The organism is Ureibacillus sp. FSL K6-3587 (genome assembly GCF_038593165.1).
GTDB classification, from domain to species: domain Bacteria; phylum Bacillota; class Bacilli; order Bacillales_A; family Planococcaceae; genus Ureibacillus; species Ureibacillus suwonensis.
Window position 1 is genome coordinate 1,885,271 of record NZ_CP151969.1, and the last position, 20,690, is coordinate 1,905,960.

The window sequence follows — 20,690 nt, forward strand, 5'->3', positions numbered from 1 at the left end:
ATGAAAATAAAAAAATTTGCAATAATGTAACATTGCCGGATTTGATGTTTACTTTTACCAATCGGTATTCTCTTATAAGTATCTATTTTTCTTGTATATTCGACAATTTTCTCTGATTAGGGCGTAATGGATGTTCTTTCATTCCTTTTATTTGCAATAAAATTCCCATCAATAACGGATTTTTGTTCTACACAAAATAGAACAGATTTGTTATAATAAGTGTAGAACAGATTGGAGTGAGGAAATGATAATCCGAATTGAGCCGGAATCAGAAATTCCTATCTATATTCAACTGACAAACCAGATTATCGAAGGAATAGCAAAGGGTGAATTAAAACCGGGAGAATCCCTGCCTTCCGTCCGCACCTTTGCAGCGGACTTAGGTGTGAATATGCACACGGTCAATAAAAGTTATCATGAATTGGAAAAAAAGGGGATCATCGAAATTGTTCCCAAGTCAGGTGCCGTCATTAAAAGTCATCCCCGTGTGGATCAAAACACTTATGACAGACTTTATGAGAGATTGAAGCCTCAAATCGCGGAAGGCCTTGTATTGGGATTGACCGGCGAAGAATTGGTGGAACTGGTTGGGAAAATTATTAGCGAGATGAAAAAAAGTCCTTAAAAGGAGGAATATAATGGCTTTATTTATAGCGGTTTTCGTACTTTTATTTTTAGCGGTCATTCAAGCGGCAGTGCCTTATTTTGTAAAAAGAACGGTTGTTTTTGGCGTGTCGATACCGGAGCAATCAGTTCGGGATGATCGGGTACGTTCCTATAAAAGACAATATTTAGCATGGGCCAGTACGGTATCTTTTTTGATGATTTTGATTTTCTGTATATGGGTGGCAGTGAAAAAGCCCTCTGATGAATTGATCATACTCATTAGCACAGCCATCGAGTTTGGCATCATTTTTGTAAGCCTTGCATTGTACTATTATTTCCGTGAGAAGATGAAGCAATATAAAAGCGGATTGCAATGGACAAACGAATTGAAGCAGGTGGCGGTTGCCGATTTATCTGTCCGGTCCGAAGATTATTTGCCTCCTTGGTATATTTATCTGTTTCCGATGATCATTACGGTGGGATTGATAGGGTATACGGTTTATCAGTATGACTTGCTGCCGGATCAAATCCCTACCCACTGGGGTCCAAGCGGGGAACCGGATGCCTTTACTGAAAAGACGCCTTTTACCGCAGTTCAAATGCTTCTGATTTTGCTGTTGCTCCAATTGATGTTTTTGGGAATCCAATTGGGAGTGAAATATTCGGGAATCAAGCTGAGCGCTGCAAATCTGGGGGCATCGAAAAATCGCCAACTGACATTGCGAAAGTCGACGAGCTGGTTTACTTTTTATACAGTTTTATTAATCACCATGATGTTTTCGTTCCTCCAATTGACGACCATTCATCCGGAACTGTTTAACGATTCATTGTTGAAAATCCTTCTTCCCTTTGGCACATTCATTTTGATATTGGCAGGAACAGTCTATCTTTTTGTGAAAGTCGGACGTTCCGATAAATCATCATCTGAATTGGAAGAAGAAAAGGAAATAATGGATGTGAATGATGACCGGTATTGGAAAGCGGGATTGTTTTATTTTAATAAAAATGACCCGTCGATTTTCGTAGAGAAACGGTTTGGCGTGGGGTGGACGATCAATTTTGCAAATCCGATCGGTTATATCATCCTCTTTGCTCCAATCATCCTCATTTTCCTGTTAACGTTTCTTCTCAACTAATAAGAAATCACCTTGTGTTGTAAATGACATGACAGCCATCCCATACACTGGGGGATGGCTGTTTTTTTGCCGACAAAACGGTATCAAATGATAATCACTAAAACATCAATTTTACATAAACTACTTTGGAACGAACGAATGTCTGAGGGTGAAAACGATTGATTCAAAAACTTAGAAGTATAGAGTTTCAATATCGGTTATCCCGTATTTCGCATGCCGAGAAGCAAAGGATATTAAAACGTAACGGGAAAAACGGGGAACTTCATATCGTTTATGTGATGACCCATGTCGGCGTTTCGGGCGGGGTGAAAGTCATCTTTGAACACGCGAACAGACTTCGGCAACTTGGAGCGAAAGTCACCATTGTTACCCATTATATAAAGCCGGAATGGTTTCCAATCGAAGCGGATTATATTCAAGTCCCCTTTGGATTGGAGTTGGCAAAAGGGATACCTGACTGTGATTTGATTGTAGCCACCTACTGGGATCACATCCAACCGTGCGTTGAAACCGGTATAGCGCCGGTTGTGTATTTTGAGCAAGGGGATTTTCATTTGTTTGATTATCAAAGCATGAACCAAACATTAAAGCAATTCATCGGAAAACAATTTGAATTGCCGCCGTTTATTTATACCGTTTCCCGGTCAGCGGCTGAGCTGATAAATAGTATTTATGGAAGAGAAGCGAAGGTTTTTCCGAACGCAATAGACGAATCCATCTTCACCGTTGAAGGGCCGAAAGAAATGGGAGAGCGCCCGTATATTTTGATGATCGGCGGCGAAAGCGCGTCTTTCAAAGGCATCACTTATATTGTTGATGCCTATGAAAAACTCAAAGACGAGTTTGGTCTTGATTTATATTGGATCACCCCGGAAGCTCCATCGGAAAAAATGAAAAAACGCGTTACGAAGTATTTTGTCAGTCCTTCCCAACAAACGATTGCTTCCTTATATCGGGGGGCAAGTGCATACGTCAGCGGCTCCACCTATGAAAGCTTTTCCCTGCCTCCCCTTGAAGCGATGGCCTGCGGTTGTCCGGTTGTGACTACGGATAACAAAGGGGTGCTGGAATATGCCGAGCATCAAGTCAACGCCTTGATTTGCCGCATGAAAGATTCGGAGGATATGGTGGATAAAATAAAAGAATTGCTTTCCAGTCCCGGTTTGAAGGAAAAGTTGATTGAAAACGGATTGGAAACGGCAAACCGATATAACTGGACGGCCATTATGGAAAAGATTTTGGACTTTTATCAAGAAGCCGCAACCTATCAAGTGCAGCCGAAGAATCATTTGAGCGACTGGGAAATCCAAATTTCCCAAGAGGATTGTTTGAATCATGAAGACTTCATTAGGTTCGAAAAGTTTCTGCTTTCCACGAATGCGGATCTGGTGAAAGTGCCGGTGATTTATCAAGCGGATAAAATTCCTGTCATCGCCCGTTGGGAAACGGCGGCTGTCCGCAGAGATTGCTGGGATGGAATGGTGGAAACCTGCTTCTGCCCCGTATATCCGTCCAATCAATTCCAACTGTATAACATGAAAGGCTATCAATCTTTTCTGTTGAAACAATTTGAGCAAGCTTTGGAGGAATTTACGGAATTGCAGAATAAAGGGGATGAAAAGGAACAGGCCGTTTTTGGAAGATGGGTCATCCTGACATTAATGAGATTGCAAAGAAAAGAAGAGGCCAAGAGGAGATTGAAAGAATTGATGGATCAACATCCGTACAATGCCGATTTATATAAGTTGAATCAATTGCTGGAAGGGCAGCAAAAAGATGCCTATCCAATCAACATATTGGGCGATGCCGCCAATTATCCTGAATTTTTCTATAAGGTCGATTCTGAGGGGATAAAAGGGGTGAACAGATGATCAGTGTCATTATGTCAGTTTACAATGCCGGGGATTATCTTAAAGATTCAATCAATAGCCTATTACAGCAGACGGAAAAGGATTTTGAATTGATCATTATCAATGATGGATCAACCGACAATAGTGAAGAGGTCATCCTGTCATTCCATGATGAAAGGATCCGCTATATCAAGCATGAGGAAAACAAAGGGGTTGCCCATACCCGAAACGAAGGACTAAAACTTGCCAAAGGGGATTTTATTACATTCCACGATGCGGATGATTTGTCCCTTCCTCATCGTTTTGAGAGGTTATTGGCTGAATTTTGTTGTGAACACATCGGTTATGTCCATTCCGATATGCTGCTCATCAACGAGAATGATTCCCCTTTCAGCTATTGGCAGACAGGGAATATTTCACCGGATGATATTTACCCATTTTTCCTTAATGTAGGCACTCCTTTTAATAATGCCAGTATCCTGTTCAGAAAGGAAGCCGTGGAAAATCTTTATTATGATGAGAGCATCAAAGTCGGTTCCGATACGGATTTCGTATTAAAAGTGGCAAAAGGGGGATGGCGTTCTTCCCATGTCCCCGAACCGTTATATCTTTATAGAAGACATCAAATGAATTTGACGAAGAATAGAAGTTATGACGATTTGGCAAAACATATCCAGCTGAATATCAAAGAGGAAGATTTGAAAACTCTTAAGGAATTGGGAGAAGATGTAGAAAACCGGTTGCTTGCGGCCAAATTGATTGCAGGCCTCGCTTTATCTAGAAGATGGATGACAAGAGAGGGGTATGCCCTTTTTTATGAGGCGATACCATTAGTGAAAACGGAAAGGGATCGCCACTTTTTTGAAGGCATGAAGGGGCTCGTTGAAAAAAATTACGCCCATGCCGTCCATCATTTCCAACAAATAGAGAACCGGAACCATCTCGAGGAAAATTATCTGGGGGAAGCGCTGCTTCATATGAGGAAATACAAAGAAGCTTATGATCAATTTTTGAGGGCGTTGCAGCTGTCGCCAAATTACCATACCCCAGTGAAGAATTTGAAAGTGATCGGGATTTTGAGGGGGTATAATTTGATTGATAAACATGCGGATCCTTTCAGATAGGAATTTGTGAAAGGGAGCATAGCCAAAAGGCTGATTGAAAGCCGGTTCCACCGGACTTTCAATCAGCCTTTTTTGTGTGCCATTATTGCACGCCGATGCCCCGATATTTCATTCCAAGCCCCTCGATTGTTCTTTTGTCGAGGACATTTCTTCCATCTAAAACGAATTGGCAGTTAGGGAAGTTTTTAAAGTCGAAATTTTTGTATTGGTCATGAAAGGCTTGAAGAATGATGGCATCCATTTTTTCACGGTCTTTCATGGAAAACGGTTCAACTTGGAAAGCCGCGATTTCTTCGTCAGAGTACAGAGGATCATCGACGTACACTACAGCGCCTTTTTGTTTTAATTCTTCCACCAGGAGCAAAGTGGAGGAATTTGTTGTTTCTTTCACATTTTCCCGGAAAGAAAGGCCTAAAATGAGAATGTTTTTATTGTTTAAAGTGGTGAAATGCTTTTCGATCTCATTCACTGCATATTTGGCCATTTTGTCATTGATTTCCCTTGAAAGCTGAACCAACCCGCGGCTTAATCCATTGTTGATAAAAAAGTAAGGATATACCGGGATGCAATGGCCTCCCACTCCGACACCAGGTGAGTGGAGATGTGAAAAAGGTTGGCTGTTTGCAGCGTGAATGACTTCTTTCATATTCACTCCCAATGAGTCGGCATAAATGGCCAATTCATTGACCAATGCGATATTGACATCACGGTAAACCGATTCGGCCACTTTCGTAAATTCCGCCGTTTCCAAATTGCTGACAGGGATGATATCGCAGTTCAATGCTTTTTTATAGAAGGATATGACCATTTGGAGACTTTTCCCGCTATCACCACTGACGATTTTCGGATAGTTGGAGAGGTCTTGTATGATCCGATTGGAGTAAACCCTTTCCGGACTGTAGCCTAAATAAAAATCTGTCCCCAATGTCAGTCCTGAAAGTTCTTCGATCCTTTTTCCAAAACGGTTTCTCGTATCTCCGGCAGGCAGTGTCGTTTCGAAGATGACAAGTGTCCCTTTCCGGATCCCCTTTCCAATATCCTCTACCGCTGAGTCGATAAATTCATAGTTGATTTTTCCTTTATCATCCACCAACACCGGCACAATGACCACAACCACATCCGATTGGCTGACCGCTTTCGCCGTATCCACCGTGGCCCGGAAAGTACCCTTTTTCCAAGCCTGGTATAGCAGCTGATCCAGCCCCGGTTCATTTGAAATATGTGAAATTCCTTTATTCACGGTTTCCACGACTTTTTCGTTTTTATCGGCACCAATGACATTGAAATGGCCCGAGTTGGCGAAAACGGAGGCGAGAGGCAACCCGATTTTTCCTAAGCCGACAACAGTGACAGTTTCCATATATCCATCTCCTTTTCGTTACCTGAACAACAATGCGGTTTTCCTATAGGAAACCTCCACATAAATATATGTCGAAAACATTATGATCGTGTAAACGCAAATAATATTTTCAGAATTTGATTAGAACGTTTATACATTTGGAATCTATGAAACATATATTGGAAGTTGTGCAGGTTAGGAGGAGATATAAATGTCAAAAAAACTGAAGATATTGATCTTGATTCGTCCGTTTACCAAGAAATTTCCAAAACATAAAAATAAATTTGAAATGATCAGAGCAATCGAAAAATATGCAGAGGTCCAATATTGGTACAAGGACGGAAACATTCACGACATTCTGAAAGAAATCCCATTCAAACCTGATTTTATTTTCCATTATGATATCGGCTGGGGCTATGTATTGGCGCCGAGGATTTCGGGACTTGGCGAAGTCGATATTCCAAAGGGTTGCTATTTGTATGATGCCCATTATTCCCCTGGCGAGAGGAGAAAATATTTCGACCAAACCAAAATGGACCTCATCTTTTCCGCATCGAAGTCCACTTTTTTGAAAACCTATGGAAGATTTAAAGATAAATTCAGATTTTTCCCTTTTTCCATCGATCCGACCGTTTTCAAAGATTGGCAGTTGGAAAAGGATATTAATTTTTTATTGATGGGCCAATTGTATGACAGGACAAAAAAAACGGGCTATCAAACAATGACGCCAAAAGGGAGATACCCATTCAGGGAAGCGGTATTGGAGAAAATGAGGGGAATGGAAGGATTCGTCTTTCATCCGCATCCGGGCCATAACGCTCCTGAAAGTGCCTTGTTGAATGAGAAATATGCACAAGAACTGAATCGTTCAAAAATGTTCTTTACTTGCGGTTCCGTCTTGAAATATCCCGTTTTCAAATATTTTGAAGCCCCTGCTTGTAAAACCCTCCTTCTGGCAGAACCTGTTCCGGATATTTTGGAGCTGGGATTCAAAGACGGGGAAAATTTTGTTGCTTGCAGCCAGTCTGATTTCTATGAAAAGGCGATGTACTATTTGAAAAATGAAGAAGAGAGAAAGCGGATCACCGAAAACGGCTACCAATTCACCCATACGAGACATACGAATGATGTCAGGGCAAAAGAATTTGTCGATGAGGTGCAAAAGTTCATTCAAAAACTATAAAGGCACAATCAGATAGAAAACGAGTGCATAGTTTAATAATTAGCAAGTCTTATAAGGGATAAGGAGGGATTAAGTTGAATATTCCCTTGATCGACTTGAAAAAAGAGTATGGGTTATATGGAAAAAATATTGAAAAAGCTGTCATCGAAGTGCTGCAAAGCGGTTCATATATTCTGGGAAACAAAGTGGAGCAATTTGAAAAGGAGATTGCCAATTACTTGGGTGTCAAGTATGCGGCAGGCGTTGCCAACGGAACGGATGCATTGCTTCTCGCCCTTGCGGCATTGGGCATTGGAGAAGGCGATGAAGTGATCACTACGCCATTCACTTTTTTTGCCACGGCGGAAGTCATTGCGAAGGTTGGAGCTAAACCTGTATTTGTCGATATCGAGCCGGACACCTACAACATCGATGTCAATAAAATCGAAAAAGCGATCACGGATAAAACGAAAGCGATTATCGTTGTCCATCTGTTCGGCATGGCGGCGGAAATGGATAAAATAATGGAGATTGCTTCGGCGCATCAATTAAAAGTGATTGAGGATGCGTGCCAAGCGATTGGAACAGAATATAAAGGAAAACGGGTAGGCGGCATCGGCGATATCGGATGTTTCTCCTTCTTCCCGACAAAAAATTTGGGCGCATTTGGAGATGGCGGATTGGTTGTCACAAACGATCCGGATCTTTATAAGAAAATTTGCCAATTGCGAAATCATGGCAGTGAAGAGAGATATATCCATGATTTTATCGGGATGAATAGCCGGCTCGACGAAATCCAGGCCGCCATTTTGATCGAAAAACTTAAATTGTTGGATATGTTTCTATTTAAGAGAATCATCGTGGCCAACACATATACCCAGGAGCTTCCGAATATGAAGAAAAAACCGCCGCAATATACGGATCGAACCCATACGTATCATCAATATTGCATTGAAGTGGATGATAGGGAACAGCTTATCGGTTTTCTTAAGGAAAAAGGGATTGCAACAGGAATCTACTATCCGGTCCCATTGCATCTTCAAAAAGCTTTCGATTATCTCCAATACCGGCAGGGTGATTTTCCTGTTGCGGAAAATGCGGCAAAACATATTTTGGCACTGCCAATCAATCCTACGTTAACAGTCTCGGAACAGGAATATATCATTAAAACTATGAAAGATTTCGCAGGTGTTTCACCATGAGCGGAATCCGTGTCGGTGTCGCAGGTACCGGGAAAATGGGCTTTTTGCATTGTTCCAAATTGATCCAAATGAAAAATGTAAATTTTATCGGAGTTTATGATAAAGATTTCCAAAGAGCAGCTCAAATCAGTAAATCGTTCCATGTCAAAGCCTTTGATTCGTATTCCGAATTGCTGAAAAATATTGATGCGGTCATTATAGCGGCACCCACGACATTCCATTTTTCGTTGGTGGCGGAAGCGGTTATGAAAAACAAACATGTTTTTGTTGAAAAGCCGATGACAATGACGTTGGAAGAAGCCGATAAAATAAAAAAGTTGTTGAAAAATAAAAGACTGAAATTCCAAGTGGGCCACATTGAACGGTTCAATCCGGCCATCCAAAGAATCCACGAATATATTCAACCGGATCAAATTATCAATATTGACGCAAAAAGACTTGCTTATTCTGATCGTATAAAAGATACGGATGTTGTATTGGATGTCATGATTCATGATATCGACATTATTTTGAGTCTTATCAAAAGTCCAATCAAACGCGTATCAGCGGAAGGAATCCGATTGCGTGATTCCGATAAATTTGACACGGTTTCCGCATTGCTGCTGTTTGAAAACGGAATTGTGGCCAATTTGATGGCCAGCAATATTTCCCATGAAAAGGTGAGGGAATTTATTGTTTATGAAAAGGAAAAAGTGATTAAAACCAATTATTTGATGAGGCAGCAGCAATTGATCATGAAAGAATTGAATGATTATCATTTGACTTTTCTGGTCGGAACAGAAAATGTCATTGCCAATATTACTCTTCCATATTCCGATCCTCTGTTGGAAGAACTTCGCCATTTTGTTGACTGCATTGATTCGGATTCGGAGCCGCTTGTCGGCGTGGATGAAGGAAGGGCGGCCGTAGAAGTTGCATTGAAAATAAAACAATGTTTAATAGATTCAAAGTAAAAAAGAAATGTATAACTCTTTGCGGGTTGGTAAAAGAGTTATACATTTTTTGCAGTCAGCTCACTTATTTGGTTATTTTTTTCGCAGGGACGCCAACAACCGTCACGTTGGCCGGAACATCCTTTGTCACTACGGATCCAGCGCCGACAATGGCATTTTCGCCAATTGTGATATTTGGGAGAAGGGTGGCGTTATTGCCGATTTTCGCCCCCTTTTTTATATGGGCTCCCTTCAGTTGATACGGCTGTTTCCCCATGTATTTGTCATTGGACATGGACACGCACGGACCGATAAATACATCATCTTCCAAAATGGTATCTCCGGTGATATAAGCCAGGGTTTGAACGGTGCATCTTTTTCCGATAGACGTATTCAACTCGACGATCGCCCCTCTGCCGATGACCGTTTGGCTGCCGATCGTCGAGTTTTCGCGGATGCTGGCGTGATCCGCAACAAAAACATGATCGGCAATTTCGGAACCGGCATAAATTGTCACGTTGTTGCCGATTTTTGTATTTTCTCCGATGATTAAATTCGGCTGTTTGACATCGGAAGCCCTCATTTTTTGGTTTCCGCTTTTTTTGACTCCCAAAACACAATTGGAGCCGATGATGACATTATCACCGATCACCGTGCCTTTCAGGATTACTGTATGGTGGCCGATCGTTACGTTTTCCCCGATTTTGACCCCTTCCTCTATTACCACATGTTGCCCAAGTTTCACACTTTCAGGGAGTTGGGATTGCCCCACTTTGTCATCCTTTCGTTTCTGTATTCATAAAACAGTACCGGTATTCCAAATGGCCGGCTTGATCATGCGGTTCCGCTATTGATTGGCGTTTTTGCTGTTCTTGTAGTTTTTAAAAAATTCCTCATTAAATAAAACTTTTGGATCGTTGGGGATATATTGTTTTGTCAATTCATGATGTTTGATGGACTCTTCGACATTTCCCAATTGCCAGTAAGAGACGCAAAGAGCAAGGTGCGGATACCAGGTCGAATAAGCGGCTTGATGGAAACCGCCTGTTTTTTTATCTTTCATTTTTATTGCCAATTCATACCAAAATACGGCGGTTTTGAAATTATTCTTTGATTTGAAGATATCACCGATACGGCAACAAGCTTCTGATCTCGGTTCATCATAGGCAAAGGTTTTTAGCAGTGATGTAAGTTCGTTATCCTGCTCCCCGAGCTGGGCATAGCAGTCGGCCATATAGATGCAAGCCCGGATATTATCTTCTATCCAGCCCTTTTTGCCATCCAAAAATTCCCGGTAATAGGTAATCGCCTTTTTATATTGTTTATGGTCTTTGAGCTCGTTGGCATAATAAAATAAGTCCCTTGGCGAAAATTCTTCCCCTTTTTTGATCCGGTTTTCATAAATTCTCAGATTTCTGCCGATAGACTGAGAATCCGCTTTCTTCTTCTTTTTTTTGTTATGAAGAATGGAAACGTCCGCTTCCAATATATTTCCGTAAACCTCGAGATATTCATGGACAGGTCCGATCCATTTGAATCCTTTGCTGCGTTTCACAAGCCGGTTTCTCCGATAATGGAAGGTCGGGTTTCCGTGATTGTCGGTTTGAACGATATAGTTCATGGAAACAGCATCGATATCGTCAGTGAGCGTTTTTTTCAATGCTTTGAATTTTTCCTGTTCTTCCGTGGGAATCACGTCATCCGCATCCAACCAGAGAATATAATCTTTTGTCGCCAGGCTGAAGGAATAGTTCCTTGCTGCCGCGAAATCGTCAATCCAGGTGAAGTCATAGATTTTATCCGTAAATTTTCGCGCCACTTCCTTTGTATTGTCAGTCGATCCGGTGTCGACAATGATGATTTCATCACATATCCCTGCCACGCTTGATAAACAATTCGCCAGAACCTCTTCTTCATTTTTCACAATCATGCAAAGACTGATCGTCGGCATCCTTACACTCCTTAAGCATTAATACATTTTATATATATATGTGGCGATTAGAGATTTCGAAACCGCCAGTTGATTAATAAAAGAAAAAGGTGATTACCGATGAAACGATAATCACCTTGTGTGAGCGCGCGGCGCAGGACGATGATTCTGGCATAGTAAATGGCACTGGCTGCCCCCGATCTCAAGTCAGGCATTTGTGTTTTAATGTTAATTTCGCGACCACTTCAACCCTGGCTGTTTGAGGGAACATGTCAACGGGCTGGATATACTCCACTTTGTACATTTTTATCAGTTCTTTTAAATCCCTGGCGAAAGTGGAAGGATTGCAGGAGGTATAGACAAACCGCTTTGGCTTAATGTTTAATACGGTATTGATAAAACTTGGCGCAAGGCCGGTGCGCGGCGGATCGACCGTGACAACATCCGGAACAAATCCTTCATTCGCCCACTTCTTGAGCCATTCTTCCGCTGTGCCGGTGAAGAATTTCGCGTGAGAAAATCCATGTTTCCGGGCATTCTTTCTCGCATCTTCAACGGATTCCGGAACGACATCCATTCCCCGCACTTCTTTTGCGTCTTTCGCCAGCCACAGCCCAATCGTTCCAACGCCGCAGTAAGCATCGACCACGGTTTCGTTGCCGGAGAGTTGTGCCGCTTTTTTGATTTCATCATATAATACGACTGTTTGCTCAGGATTTAATTGAAAAAACGCACGGGAAGACAAATCAAAAGAAAGCCCGCCCAATTGTTCATGAATCGTTTCCTTGCCGTCAAGCACAATCGTCTCATCCCCAAAAATGAGGGAAGTTTTGGCCGGATTGATATTTTGGGTGATGGAAACGATACTGGAATCTAATTCTTTAATGCCTTGAACTAATTCCTTTTTACGAGGAATATCTTTTTTTGTTGTGACGAGGCAGACTTGCGTTTCTCCGGTTTGAATGCCTGTCCGGACAACGATGGTGCGAATGATTCCTTTTGATTTTCCATCATAGATCGGGATGCCGAGTTGTTCCAAAAGATTCCGGATGCCGACCGTGATCTTTGTTGTGGCAGGATGCTGCACAAGGCAGTCATCAAGATTTAAAAGTTTGTTTGTTCCTTCAATAAATAGCCCGGCCTTCACTTCATGTCCGATTTTACGGACTTGAAAAGCGCTCTTGTTTCGATAATGCCAAGGATTCTCCATCCCTATTGCAGGTCTTATCTCCACTTTCCCTACAATATGCGGAACGAATTTTTCCAGCGATTGAATCACAATGTCGCGCTTTTCTTTCAGTTGTCCTTCATAAGACAAATGCTGCAATTGGCATCCGCCGCATTGTTCGTAGACCGCGCAAGGCGGATTGACACGATGTTTTGAAGATTCTCTTATTCGCACAATTTCCGCCTCGGCATAATTGGGATGGATTTTCGATACTTTTGCTGTGATGACTTCACCGGGAAGGGCGCCTTTCACAAAAATGACATTCCGCTTAAAAAAACCGACCCCTTCTCCATTAATGCCAAGCCTTTTTATTGTTAAAGGGAATTTTTGACCGATTTCGATTTTTACTTTATCAGACATACTTTCACGTCCTTTATTTCATCTTCAAATATTATAGCAACCGAATAAGGGAAGGTAAAATTTCATAAGAATAAGTTAGCCATATGTATGGATTTTCTTCAGAATAAATGTTATTGTTATATAAAATATAAACTGAATATTCTTTCATATCCTTCGGGGTCGGGTGAAATTCCCAGCCGGCGGTGATGAAGCATTGCTTCTAAGCCCGCGAGCTCTTTTCGAGCAGGATTTGGTGCGAATCCAAAGCCGACAGTGAAAGTCTGGATGGGAGAAGGATGGTTTGTGAGAAAGTCCATTAGTCCGCTGATTAATGGCTTACTTTCGTATTCACTTTTTTGCAATCCGTTCTCCCGCAATTTGGCGGGAGTTTTTTATTTAGGTGTATTTTTAAAATGGGCCTGATTCAAGGCTTTTTTGTGCTGCCTAAAAATTTCATCGTTCTCCCAACCCCGTTAAGGCGACTTAGCGGGGTTTTTTACTTATATATATTGGAAAAGGGGGATTTTCATGTTTACCGGAATTATTGAGGATAAAGGGATTGTCACTGGGATTGAAAAAGACGAGAAAAGTATGAAGATTGTGATCCGCTCGCCAAAAATCGTGTCTGATGCGTCTCTTGGAGATAGTATTGCTGTCAATGGCGTTTGTTTAACGGTGACACATTTAACGAAGGACGAGATGACGGTCGATGTCATGCCGGAAACGGTGAAGGCGACGACGATTCATCAGTTGAAAAAAGGAGACTATGTCAATTTGGAAAGGGCAATGGCAGCTGGCGGCCGTTTTGGAGGGCATATCGTTTCCGGACATGTGGATGGAGTGGGAACAATCCGCAGCAAGAAACCGGTATCCAATGCCGTGTATTACGAAATCGAAATCCCAAAAGAGCTGCTGGAACAATGCATTCCGAAAGGTTCCATCACCGTCGATGGTACAAGTTTGACCATTTTTGGAGTCAGTGACACGGCCATCACCATTTCGCTCATTCCGCATACGTATGCAGAAACGATTTTGGGAATGAAGGGAATCGGCGATCAGGTGAATATAGAAACGGATATGCTCGGAAAATATGTGTTGCATCATTTGAAGAGAATAAATACTAAAGAAGAATCAAACATTACATTGGAATTTTTGACTCAAAACGGATTTTAAGGATGGTGGTTGATATGTTAAATACAATTGAAGAAGCAATAGAAGACTTGAAAAAAGGGAAAACCATCATCGTGGTGGATGATGAGAACCGGGAAAATGAAGGGGATTTGGTCGCTTTGGCGGAACATGCCACACCGGAAGTCATCAATTTTATGGCGACATACGGCCGCGGGTTGATTTGTACCCCAATAACGGAAGAATTGGCGGAAAAGCTGGATTTGCATGCGATGGTCGCCCATAATACCGACAATCACCAAACGGCATTTACAGTAAGCATCGACCATGTGAGTACAACTACCGGTATCAGCGCCTACGAACGCTCGACAACGATTTTAAAAATGCTCGAAGCGGATGCGGAAAAATCCGATTTCAGAAGACCGGGCCACGTTTTCCCGCTCATCGCCAAGAAAAACGGCGTGTTGGAAAGACAAGGGCATACAGAGGCTGCGGTGGATTTGGCCCGCATTGCCGGCGCTTTTCCGGCAGGGGTGATTTGCGAAATCATGGGGGATGACGGCAGAATGTCCCGTCTTGACGATCTCTTGAAGTTCGCAGAAGTCCATGATTTAAAAATTATTTCCATTGAAGAATTGGTCCGCTATCGCTTTAGAAATGAAAAGGTTGTGAAACGGGCGGCCTCTGTCAAAATGCCAACGACTTATGGGGATTTCCAAATGATCGGTTATGAGAACGAAATTGACGGCTTGGAGCATGTGGCATTGGTGAAAGGAAACATCCGTGAAGATGAAGCGCCGCTTGTGCGCATCCATTCGGCTTGTTTGACGGGGGATGTCTTTCATTCAAAACGCTGCGATTGCGGTCCACAGTTGGAAAAATCTTTGGAAATGATTGAAAACGAAGGCAAAGGCGTTCTTTTATACATGCAACAGGAAGGGCGCGGCATCGGATTGATTAATAAACTAAAGGCATACGCATTGCAGGAGCAAGGTTTGGATACGGTGGAAGCGAACTTGAAGCTCGGTTTCCCGGCGGAATTGAGGGATTATGCATTAAGCGCGCAAATGCTGAAGGATTTGGGCATTACAAAAATCCGCCTGATGACGAACAATCCGGAAAAGATCGAAGGCATCGAAAAATACGGCATCAAAGTGGTTGAACGGGTGCCTATTATCATCCAACCAAATCAAATCAATGCCTATTATTTAAAAACAAAAAGGGAAAAAATGCATCATTTTATTTAAGTTTGACATTCTGAATCAATTTTAAGAGGGAGCAATGGAAAATGGGAAAAGTATTTGAAGCAAATTTAGTCGGAACAGGATTAAAAATCGGAATCGTGGTGGGACGATTCAATGAATTCATCACTTCCAAACTGTTGGATGGAGCTTTGGATGGATTAAAACGCCATGGGGTGGATGAGGCAAACATCGATGTGGCATGGGTGCCTGGCGCTTTTGAAATTCCGTTTATCGCAAAACAAATGGCTGAAACGGGAGAGTATGATGCGGTCATCGGCTTGGGAACGGTCATCCGGGGATCCACAACCCATTACGACTATGTCTGCAATGAGGCGGCAAAAGGCATCGCCCAAGTTTCTTTGCAAACGAATGTGCCGGTGATTTTCGGTGTTGTGACAACGGAAAATATTGAACAGGCCATTGAACGGGCCGGAACAAAAGCGGGCAACAAAGGATATGATGCCGCAGTTTCTGCCATCGAAATGGCGAATTTGAAAAAGATGTTTAAATAATCATGAAGTAAGATTCCTCAATTGGGGAATCTTTTTTATTTTTGGGGAAATGGATTCGCACAAGAAGTGGATATATCTGAGGGGGAAGGGAAACATTTGAGAACGAGCAAGAGGGAGGGTTATCCGAGCAAGAGGGGGAGTTATCCGAGCAAGAGGGAGGGTTATCCGAGCAAGAGGGAGGGTTATCCGAGCAAGAGGAAGAGTCATCCGAGCGAGAGGGAGGATTATCCGAGCAAGAAAAGTTGCCATCCAAGCAAAAAGAACCGCCATCTGCGCAAAATAAAAAGCTAACCCCAAAAAACTTTATAAAAAAAGGAACCCATTCAACAATGGATTCCCAACGGCATATCAACCTGCCAAATCAAGAAGCTTCTCCCCAAAACATTTCATCCACCAAATAATCAAACACCAACTCATCCAAAGTTCCGAAAGTATATCCTTGCCGTTTCGCTTCTTTAATAAAATCCGGCAATGCATCCGCATTATGTTCAGCGACAGTGTGCATCAAAATAATGGCACCGGGATGCAGCTGTTTGACCAGCTCATTATATGCATATTCTGCACCTTTCTTTTGATCCGTATCCCAATCGCGAAATGCGATGGACCAGAAAATGTGGGTATAGCCATGTTCATTGCCAACCTCCAACAGCTCGGTGCTGAAAACGCCTTCCGGTGGACGAACGTAATAAGTCCGTTCAATCCCTGTGATTTCCTTTAATTTTTTATCGAAATTCTGCCATTCCTTCAACATGCCTTCACGGGTCAATCTCGCCATATTCGGATGTTTGTCGGAATGGTTGCCGATTGTATGCCCTTCCTTTACTATCCGTTTTACGATATCCGATGCGCTTGTCAAATAATGCCCAGTTAGGAAAAAAGTTGCTTTTACTTTTTCCTTTTTTAATGTATCAAGAATTTGCTCCGTATGACCCGCCTCAAATCCGTTATCGAAAGTCAAATAAATTACCTTTTTCTCCGGATTTCCCCGGTAAAATGCCCCGTACTCCCTCAATAATCGCTCAAATTCAGCACCTGCATCCGGTGGGTTTCCATCTTTGGCTTTTGTAAACCCCCAATGATATTCCTTCGCCAACGTTTGAGGTGCCGGAATCAACAAACCAAAAAGCAACATGATTGCGAATGCAAACTTTATTCCTTTCAACTTTCCGCCTCCTCTTCTTTTTGCTTTAGATTGTGCAAAAAGAAAACGATTATGCCGGCATGCTTTACAATGCCCCGGATATATGAACGAAACGTGATTTTGTGTATACTAAAAATCAAGGAGTGTTTTCATGCAAGTCATTACAAAAATCACCCGCCAAAAAAATCAGGAACGATATAATATTTATTTGAATGATGAATATGCTTTTTCGGTGGACGAGTCCACCCTTATAAAGTTTGGCTTAACAAAAGGAAAAATACTCGATCCTTTTGAGATGGATGAAATCGCCTATGAAGATGAAATTGCCAAAGCCTTTAACCGCGCGCTCCATTTTTTGAGTTATCAAATGCGCAGCGAATTTGAAGTGAAAAAGAAACTGCTCGATGCCGGCTTCGGTGAATCGGTCGTGCTTGAGGCGATTCAGAAGCTGAAGAAATTGGGTTTTCTCAATGATGAAAGCTATTCCAAGGCATTGCTTGAGACGAAGAAAAAAACCGCCAAAAAAGGTCCAATGGCCATCAAGCAGGATTTAAAGAAAAAAGGCATCGACAAAAACACGATGGAAAAAGCTTTGGAATCGTACACCCATGAAGAGCAATTGCAGCTTGCCATGCAGCTCGCCGAAAAAACGGTGAAAATGAATCCGAAAAAAACGCCCGCTCAAATCAAGCAAAAAATTCAAGACACATTGATTCGAAAAGGCTATTCCTTTGAAATCGTGAATGAAATACTTGACCAAATCGAGCTGGAGCGAGATGATGATGAATGGTACGAATTGATTGCTGTTCAAGGTGAAAAAATTTGGAATAAATATGTCCGGAAATTTGAGGGCAAACAGCTGGAATTGAAAGTGAAACAAGCCCTTTATCAAAAAGGATTTCCAATAGAAATGATCGATCGATTTATCGATGAAAAGAGGGAGAATGGATGAAAAAAACATATGCGCAAATGACGCCTGAAGAATTAAGACAAGAGATAGCGAATCTGAAGGAAAAGGCGAGAAAAGCCGAACAATTGGGCATCGTCAATGAATTTGCCGTATACGAAAGAAAAGCGCTGATGGCACAAGCCTATTTGATGGACCCATCCTTCATCAAACCTGGTGAAATTTATAGAATAGAAGGGGCACCAGGGGAATATTTCAAAGTGGAATATTTGAAAGGGCGCTTTGCATGGGGCTTCCGACTACATGGAGAAAAATTTGAAGAAGCATTGCCAATTTCCATGCTCATTCCACTGAAAGAGGAGGAATAACATGGACGCAAGCACGATGATGATTGAGCGATTGACTGAAGAATTATTGGAAGTGAATCCATTTTTATCAGAAAACAAAGCCCGCACATGGATTGAATTATTATGGTCGGATTTTGAGGCGACCTATGCAAAGGCGGGCCGCCGCTATAAAGGGCCTGAATTTACGGAAAGAATCATCCGCCAGTGGATTGAAAGCTATGGCGATAAAATCCATGAATTTGCAGGCCGCAATCCGAAATATGCGCATTTATTGGATGAAGAGTAATGAAAAGGAGCACCCCTACTAAGAGGTTGCTCCTTTACACTTGAAGCCGATTATCATATGGTCAGCCGCTTGGGCGGAAACTAATCGCTCGCTCCGATTTGCAATTTCCGTTGAAGCTTGTCTTCGCTGAAAATCCAACCGGTATAGGAAGTGACGATGTTCAAGTCTTCATCCAAATGGGCGACCGCTACGAATGGATAGCGTTCATTGCTTCGGTATCTCAAATCGATCAATCTGACTTCCGTGAGCCCGTTTTCCAGTTCGGAAATGTCCCAATGATAAATTGGGGAGAAAGATAAAAAGGCGGATAAATTTGGATCGCTCAAGGCCTTTTCGACCAGAGGCGTTTTAGGCAAAGGGCGGATTTTGAATTTATCGTAAATATTGATTGTCCGTCCAAATGCCCGTCCCACATAATAATGGGTTTGGGATTTGGCTGCGACCCGCCAGATAAAGAAACGCATGGTCGGAGCGACAATGATGACCTCCGCATCCGGAATCGTTTTGCGCACGGCATTTTTTACCGATTGTTGAACGAGGTATCTTAAAATATAATAGCCAATGATGACCAAATACATAGTGGTAAATATCGTAACCGGGTCCATCCTTAAAACCCATAGAATGATCCCGACACAATGGATTCCAAAAATGTATGGGTCAAAGGTGTTGATGACGCCGAGAGCCACCCATTTCCTTGAGAATGGCCTTAGTGCCTGCGTGCCGTAAGCATTGAAGATATCGACAAAAACATGCAAGAAAACGGCGAGAAACGTCCATAACCAAAGATGCAGCACATTGGCTTCCTGGAAAATGAGCGATGCGATGGCGGTAATTCCAATGGGCCAAAGAATGACGGCAGGAACAGAATGGGTAATGCCTCGATGATGTCTTATATAAACCGCATTATTGCGGAGTTTTAATATCGTGTCTACATCAGGAGCTTGGGAACCGACAATTGTTCCTGTTAAAACTGCTGCAAAAGTCACGCTATGATTTGCCACAACCGGATCAATCAAAGATAACCCTCCGAGGGCAATGCCCATGACGAGGTGAGTGCCAGTATCCATCCCAATCATCTCCTTAAAAACGGAGGACTACAGAATTTGTAAAAGCAAAATAAATACAACTTCTTTATAATTATATTATACCCTAATTACTAAAAATAAAATCGAAAACTGTCAGGAGGAACTAGTGAAATACCCATATTCGCAACAATTTCGACAAAGTCTTGTCGAATGGTTTCATGAAGAAAAACGTGATTTGCCTTGGAGACAAACAAACGATCCATATAAAATTTGGGTTTCGGAAGTGATGCTTCAACAAACCCGTGTGGACACGGTCATTCCATATTATCAACGGTTTATCGATAAATATCCCACAATCGAGTCGCTGGCAAACGCCGATGAAGAAGAGCTGCTCAAGATGTGGGAGGGGCTTGGATATTATTCAAGAGCCCGCAACCTGCAAGCCGGTGTAAAAGAAGTGGTTGAGAAATATGGCGGCACGGTGCCGAACAACCGCCATGACCTGCAACGATTAAAAGGCGTCGGCCCTTATACTGCCGGAGCCATTTTAAGCATTGCCTATAATCTCCCGGAACATGCAGTCGACGGCAATGTGATGCGTGTATTGAGCCGGGTGTTACATATCAAAGAGGACATTTCCCTTGTAAAAACCCGGAAAATCTTTGAAGAAGCGGTGGAACAATTGATCCATCCGGAATACCCTGGGGATTTCAATCAGGCATTGATGGATTTGGGGGCGATGATTTGTACGCCATCTTCTCCAAAGTGCCTGCTTTGTCCGGTGAGGGAATATTGTCTGGGATTTATGGAAGGCGATGCGGAACAGTTGCCGATCAAGACGAAGAAAACAAAAGAAAAACATGAATTTTATGATGTGTATATCGCAGTCAATGATGGGAAAGTCTTGTTCGAAAAGCGTCCGGAAGAAGGACTCCTTGCAAACATGTGGCAGTTTCCGATGATGCTGAAGGGCAAATCATCGGAAGATACAAAAAAACAATTTGAATTAAAATACAATGTGGAAATCAAAAATATCATCGAAGAAGATTTTTTCGAACAGAAGCATATTTTCTCCCATTTAATCTGGAATTTGCGTTGCCATTTGGTGGACATCACAGAAAACGGGGAACTGCCGGAGTTTGCGCATTATGTCACATTGAAGGAAATCGAAGGCTTGCCGCTTCCGGTGCCAATGATAAAAATTGTGAATATTCTGAATCAATATATTTTTCATTCCCCGGAATAATCCCGG

20 protein-coding genes and 1 riboswitch are annotated in these 20,690 nt (G+C 42.3%); of the genes, 14 read left to right on the forward strand and 6 right to left on the reverse strand.

Annotated features, from left to right (window positions below):
* Nucleotides 1-244: 244 nt before the first annotated feature.
* From NSS77_RS09230 to NSS77_RS09245, 4 genes are all read left to right on the forward strand, one after another.
* Nucleotides 245-625 carry a GntR family transcriptional regulator gene (locus NSS77_RS09230; protein WP_342468530.1) on the forward strand — a complete coding sequence of 127 codons (381 nt, stop codon included), beginning with the start codon at nt 245-247 and terminating at the stop codon, nt 623-625.
* Between the two features lie 13 nt (nt 626-638).
* Nucleotides 639-1,742, forward strand: a complete 1,104-nt coding sequence (locus tag NSS77_RS09235) for a DUF5808 domain-containing protein (protein ID WP_342468531.1) — start codon at nt 639-641, stop codon at nt 1,740-1,742.
* Between the two features lie 158 nt (nt 1,743-1,900).
* Entirely contained in the window at nt 1,901-3,613 is a 1,713-nt protein-coding gene (locus NSS77_RS09240; protein WP_342468532.1) for a glycosyltransferase family 4 protein, read from the forward strand.
* Entirely contained in the window at nt 3,610-4,716 is a 1,107-nt protein-coding gene (locus NSS77_RS09245; protein ID WP_342468533.1) for a glycosyltransferase, read from the forward strand. The genes NSS77_RS09240 and NSS77_RS09245 overlap by 4 nt, the downstream gene beginning before the upstream one ends.
* 82 nt (nt 4,717-4,798) lie before the next feature.
* On the opposite strand, the gene NSS77_RS09250 is transcribed toward NSS77_RS09245, so the two are convergent.
* Entirely contained in the window at nt 4,799-6,076 is a 1,278-nt protein-coding gene (locus NSS77_RS09250) for a nucleotide sugar dehydrogenase (RefSeq protein WP_342468534.1), read from the reverse strand.
* A gap of 190 nt (nt 6,077-6,266) precedes the next feature.
* Here NSS77_RS09250 and NSS77_RS09255 point away from each other — a divergent pair, with 190 nt between their 5' ends.
* From NSS77_RS09255 to NSS77_RS09265, 3 genes are all read left to right on the forward strand, one after another.
* Nucleotides 6,267-7,238 (forward strand): glycosyltransferase, encoded by a 972-nt coding sequence (locus NSS77_RS09255; RefSeq protein WP_342468535.1) that lies wholly within the window; start codon nt 6,267-6,269, stop codon nt 7,236-7,238.
* A gap of 74 nt (nt 7,239-7,312) precedes the next feature.
* Nucleotides 7,313-8,419, forward strand: coding sequence for a DegT/DnrJ/EryC1/StrS family aminotransferase (locus NSS77_RS09260; RefSeq protein ID WP_342468536.1), 1,107 nt, complete (start codon nt 7,313-7,315; stop codon nt 8,417-8,419).
* A complete protein-coding gene (locus NSS77_RS09265; protein WP_342468537.1) occupies nt 8,416-9,372 on the forward strand; it encodes a Gfo/Idh/MocA family oxidoreductase in 957 nt (318 codons plus the stop codon). Before NSS77_RS09260 ends, NSS77_RS09265 begins: the two co-directional genes overlap by 4 nt.
* A 64-nt stretch (nt 9,373-9,436) precedes the next feature.
* Here NSS77_RS09265 and NSS77_RS09270 read toward each other — a convergent pair whose 3' ends face one another.
* The 3 genes from NSS77_RS09270 to rlmD form a co-directional block, all read right to left on the reverse strand.
* Nucleotides 9,437-10,123: a DapH/DapD/GlmU-related protein gene (locus tag NSS77_RS09270; RefSeq protein ID WP_342468538.1), complete on the reverse strand. Its 687-nt coding sequence runs from the start codon at nt 10,121-10,123 to the stop codon at nt 9,437-9,439.
* Nucleotides 10,124-10,198: 75 nt separating this feature from the next.
* A complete protein-coding gene (locus NSS77_RS09275; protein ID WP_342468539.1) occupies nt 10,199-11,302 on the reverse strand; it encodes a glycosyltransferase family 2 protein in 1,104 nt (367 codons plus the stop codon).
* Between the two features lie 181 nt (nt 11,303-11,483).
* Nucleotides 11,484-12,869: a 23S rRNA (uracil(1939)-C(5))-methyltransferase RlmD gene (gene rlmD, locus NSS77_RS09280; RefSeq protein WP_342468540.1), complete on the reverse strand. Its 1,386-nt coding sequence runs from the start codon at nt 12,867-12,869 to the stop codon at nt 11,484-11,486.
* Nucleotides 12,870-13,014: 145 nt separating this feature from the next.
* Nucleotides 13,015-13,149: riboswitch (FMN riboswitch) on the forward strand.
* Nucleotides 13,150-13,376: 227 nt separating this feature from the next.
* Here rlmD and ribE (NSS77_RS09285) point away from each other — a divergent pair.
* Genes ribE (NSS77_RS09285) through ribE (NSS77_RS09295) form a run of 3 tightly spaced genes read left to right on the forward strand, consistent with a single transcriptional unit; the run spans nt 13,377 to nt 15,732 of the window.
* Nucleotides 13,377-14,021, forward strand: a complete 645-nt coding sequence (gene ribE / locus NSS77_RS09285; protein ID WP_342468541.1) for a riboflavin synthase — start codon at nt 13,377-13,379, stop codon at nt 14,019-14,021.
* Nucleotides 14,022-14,035: 14 nt separating this feature from the next.
* Nucleotides 14,036-15,223 carry a bifunctional 3,4-dihydroxy-2-butanone-4-phosphate synthase/GTP cyclohydrolase II gene (locus tag NSS77_RS09290; RefSeq protein ID WP_342468542.1) on the forward strand — a complete coding sequence of 396 codons (1,188 nt, stop codon included), beginning with the start codon at nt 14,036-14,038 and terminating at the stop codon, nt 15,221-15,223.
* Nucleotides 15,224-15,264: 41 nt separating this feature from the next.
* Nucleotides 15,265-15,732, forward strand: a complete 468-nt coding sequence (gene ribE / locus NSS77_RS09295) for a 6,7-dimethyl-8-ribityllumazine synthase (protein WP_342468543.1) — start codon at nt 15,265-15,267, stop codon at nt 15,730-15,732.
* A 361-nt stretch (nt 15,733-16,093) separates the two neighbouring features.
* On the opposite strand, the gene NSS77_RS09300 is transcribed toward ribE (NSS77_RS09295), so the two are convergent.
* Nucleotides 16,094-16,864, reverse strand: coding sequence for a polysaccharide deacetylase family protein (locus tag NSS77_RS09300; RefSeq protein ID WP_342471248.1), 771 nt, complete (start codon nt 16,862-16,864; stop codon nt 16,094-16,096).
* Between the two features lie 160 nt (nt 16,865-17,024).
* Between NSS77_RS09300 and recX the strand changes: the two genes are divergently transcribed.
* Genes recX through NSS77_RS09315 form a run of 3 tightly spaced genes read left to right on the forward strand, consistent with a single transcriptional unit; the run spans nt 17,025 to nt 18,413 of the window.
* Nucleotides 17,025-17,825: a recombination regulator RecX gene (recX, locus tag NSS77_RS09305; RefSeq protein ID WP_342468544.1), complete on the forward strand. Its 801-nt coding sequence runs from the start codon at nt 17,025-17,027 to the stop codon at nt 17,823-17,825.
* Complete coding sequence (locus NSS77_RS09310; RefSeq protein ID WP_342468545.1) at nt 17,822-18,148, forward strand: YfhH family protein; 327 nt, start codon at nt 17,822-17,824, stop codon at nt 18,146-18,148. Before recX ends, NSS77_RS09310 begins: the two co-directional genes overlap by 4 nt.
* Before the next feature lies 1 nt (nt 18,149).
* Entirely contained in the window at nt 18,150-18,413 is a 264-nt protein-coding gene (locus tag NSS77_RS09315; protein ID WP_342468546.1) for a YfhJ family protein, read from the forward strand.
* Between the two features lie 80 nt (nt 18,414-18,493).
* Here the strand turns inward: NSS77_RS09315 and NSS77_RS09320 are convergent, their stop codons facing one another.
* The gene (locus tag NSS77_RS09320) at nt 18,494-19,480 is read right to left on the reverse strand and encodes a metal-dependent hydrolase (RefSeq protein ID WP_342468547.1); all 987 of its coding nucleotides are present in this window, start codon (nt 19,478-19,480) and stop codon (nt 18,494-18,496) included.
* Between the two features lie 124 nt (nt 19,481-19,604).
* Between NSS77_RS09320 and mutY the strand changes: the two genes are divergently transcribed.
* Nucleotides 19,605-20,684, forward strand: a complete 1,080-nt coding sequence (gene mutY, locus NSS77_RS09325; protein WP_342468548.1) for an A/G-specific adenine glycosylase — start codon at nt 19,605-19,607, stop codon at nt 20,682-20,684.
* Nucleotides 20,685-20,690 lie beyond the last annotated feature (6 nt).

Bases quoted from the DNA above. Each gene is read 5' to 3' on its own strand.
- NSS77_RS09230 (WP_342468530.1), top strand. From the start codon at position 245: ATGATAATCCGAATTGAGCCGGAATCAGAAATTCCTATCTATATTCAA.
- NSS77_RS09235 (WP_342468531.1), top strand. From the start codon at position 639: ATGGCTTTATTTATAGCGGTTTTCGTACTTTTATTTTTAGCGGTCATT.
- NSS77_RS09245 (WP_342468533.1), top strand. From the start codon at position 3,610: ATGATCAGTGTCATTATGTCAGTTTACAATGCCGGGGATTATCTTAAA.
- NSS77_RS09250 (WP_342468534.1), bottom strand. From the start codon at position 6,076: ATGGAAACTGTCACTGTTGTCGGCTTAGGAAAAATCGGGTTGCCTCTC.
- NSS77_RS09255 (WP_342468535.1), top strand. From the start codon at position 6,267: ATGTCAAAAAAACTGAAGATATTGATCTTGATTCGTCCGTTTACCAAG.
- NSS77_RS09265 (WP_342468537.1), top strand. From the start codon at position 8,416: ATGAGCGGAATCCGTGTCGGTGTCGCAGGTACCGGGAAAATGGGCTTT.
- NSS77_RS09275 (WP_342468539.1), bottom strand. From the start codon at position 11,302: ATGCCGACGATCAGTCTTTGCATGATTGTGAAAAATGAAGAAGAGGTT.
- rlmD (WP_342468540.1), bottom strand. From the start codon at position 12,869: ATGTCTGATAAAGTAAAAATCGAAATCGGTCAAAAATTCCCTTTAACA.
- ribE (WP_342468541.1), top strand. From the start codon at position 13,377: ATGTTTACCGGAATTATTGAGGATAAAGGGATTGTCACTGGGATTGAA.
- NSS77_RS09290 (WP_342468542.1), top strand. From the start codon at position 14,036: ATGTTAAATACAATTGAAGAAGCAATAGAAGACTTGAAAAAAGGGAAA.
- ribE (WP_342468543.1), top strand. From the start codon at position 15,265: ATGGGAAAAGTATTTGAAGCAAATTTAGTCGGAACAGGATTAAAAATC.
- NSS77_RS09300 (WP_342471248.1), bottom strand. From the start codon at position 16,864: ATGTTGCTTTTTGGTTTGTTGATTCCGGCACCTCAAACGTTGGCGAAG.
- recX (WP_342468544.1), top strand. From the start codon at position 17,025: ATGCAAGTCATTACAAAAATCACCCGCCAAAAAAATCAGGAACGATAT.
- NSS77_RS09310 (WP_342468545.1), top strand. From the start codon at position 17,822: ATGAAAAAAACATATGCGCAAATGACGCCTGAAGAATTAAGACAAGAG.
- NSS77_RS09315 (WP_342468546.1), top strand. From the start codon at position 18,150: ATGGACGCAAGCACGATGATGATTGAGCGATTGACTGAAGAATTATTG.
- NSS77_RS09320 (WP_342468547.1), bottom strand. From the start codon at position 19,480: ATGGATACTGGCACTCACCTCGTCATGGGCATTGCCCTCGGAGGGTTA.